This is a genomic window from Vibrio sp. 1180_3, from assembly GCF_029478545.1.
Classification (GTDB): Bacteria; Pseudomonadota; Gammaproteobacteria; order Enterobacterales; family Vibrionaceae; genus Vibrio; species Vibrio aestuarianus.
The window spans coordinates 1-1,455 of sequence record NZ_SJFM01000115.1; the positions used below are offsets into that span (position 1 = coordinate 1).

The 1,455-nt window shown below is 42.1% G+C and carries 2 protein-coding genes; both read left to right on the plus strand.

The features are described from left to right. Window positions 1-267 (plus strand): hypothetical protein (locus EYW48_RS21095; protein ID WP_277433039.1); only part of this gene is annotated, 267 nt, incomplete at its 5' end. A 15-nt stretch (window positions 268-282) separates the two neighbouring features. Then, on the plus strand, window positions 283-1,200 hold the full coding sequence (locus tag EYW48_RS21100; protein ID WP_277433040.1) for a hypothetical protein: 918 nt from the start codon (window positions 283-285) through the stop codon (window positions 1,198-1,200). The last annotated feature ends 255 nt before the right edge of the window (window positions 1,201-1,455 follow it).

Here is a 1,455-nt window from a genome sequence, read left to right on the forward strand (position 1 = left end):
GGCTTTTTCGATAGAATTCTTTGCAAATTACCGAGCTCAGGAATGGTGATTTATTCGGCCATTTCTTCTTTGCCAAGCGCATTTCGTGGATTGGGTTTTAATTTTACAGCTGTCCGTTTTACTTTGCTAGCGAAAGTGCAGCAGCTAACTAGGCGTTTAAGACGGATTCCCAACGCTTGGCATTTTCAGTTTGGTTCAGCTTTAGTGTTTACGGCACAATGGTTTAGGCTAGGAGGTGGCGTTGTTCACCCCTTAACGCAGCGTTAACTCTCAGAGGTATATATGTACGTAGCATCATCATTATCAAGTATATGGAATTATCATCGTGAGGGGCTCTCACGTGAGGGAGTGATGAAGAGGTATGCTCTTCTTTACGACAATATTATTTTTAATCGTCGTGGTATTGGAATAGGTCCAGGGGAAATTGCTTCTAGTTTAGGTGAAGCCGTATCTATGCTAATCAACCCCGCTCAGACTCTTGCTGAAAGGCGATCTTACGGAAAAAACAAGGCGTTTTGTGACATCTTTATCGACTGTTGGGAATTTACCTCTGATGCAGACAAGTTTGAGAAGAACATTTTTGAAATTGTAGATTCATCTTGCCATAAAAGAATTGGTGAATTTTGTCACTCGGAGCTACAACGAATTCATGGTAAGGGTGGGTATGAATTCGATGACGCCAAAGAGCTATATGGTGATCTAACTGTAGACTTAGGCGTAAATCAACTACTCCAAAACGAGGGAGTTGGATTGGTGTCAAGCTATGCACCGATAATCGGGCGGGCACTTGAACATGAGTATCAACACCAGAGTATTGATACTCATGACTTATTTGGGGATGACTTGTTAATACCAAATTTCGATGAGTTATCGTGGGACCAAATCATCGAACTCAGGGGGGATAAATACATTGAAGCCTTTAGAAGTATGGTATTTGAGACAGCTATCGACAACCCAACTTCTGTAGATAAAGCTTTGGTTTCCAAAGTCCAAAAAGACCTTTGGGATTTAGCTTCAGAAGTTAAGCCGAGTATCACAGAAACATTTTTGACAGGTTTCTTGGGAAACTTGCCATCGCCCTTAATACTAAACCCTATAGCTATTGGTGCTGCAATTAACGACACTTATCAGGCAAAACAAAGAGCTGATAGGTATGGGCACGTATTCTTTATCCAAGGCATCCGAGGAAAAGAGAGTTAACAAGCAATTTAAGAGGGATTCACAACGCTTGGCATTTTTGCTTCTACTTCAAATTTAGTGTTTATGGCACAATGCGTTAGGTTGGGTGGAGGCGTTGTTCACCCCTTAATTGGGCGTTAGCTGGAGTCAAGAAAAACGGTGAATTTAGGGTGGAAAGGCTTTGGGTTTTCTAGCTACACACCGGACAAGTCTCAGTTTCTCAACTATCTCGCCAGTGGCACTTTTCGGGAAGAGTTTGAACTTAACGAAGTCTGC

Coding starts and splice junctions, on each gene's coding strand:
- EYW48_RS21100 (WP_277433040.1), top strand. CDS start 283: ATGTACGTAGCATCATCATTATCAAGTATATGGAATTATCATCGTGAG.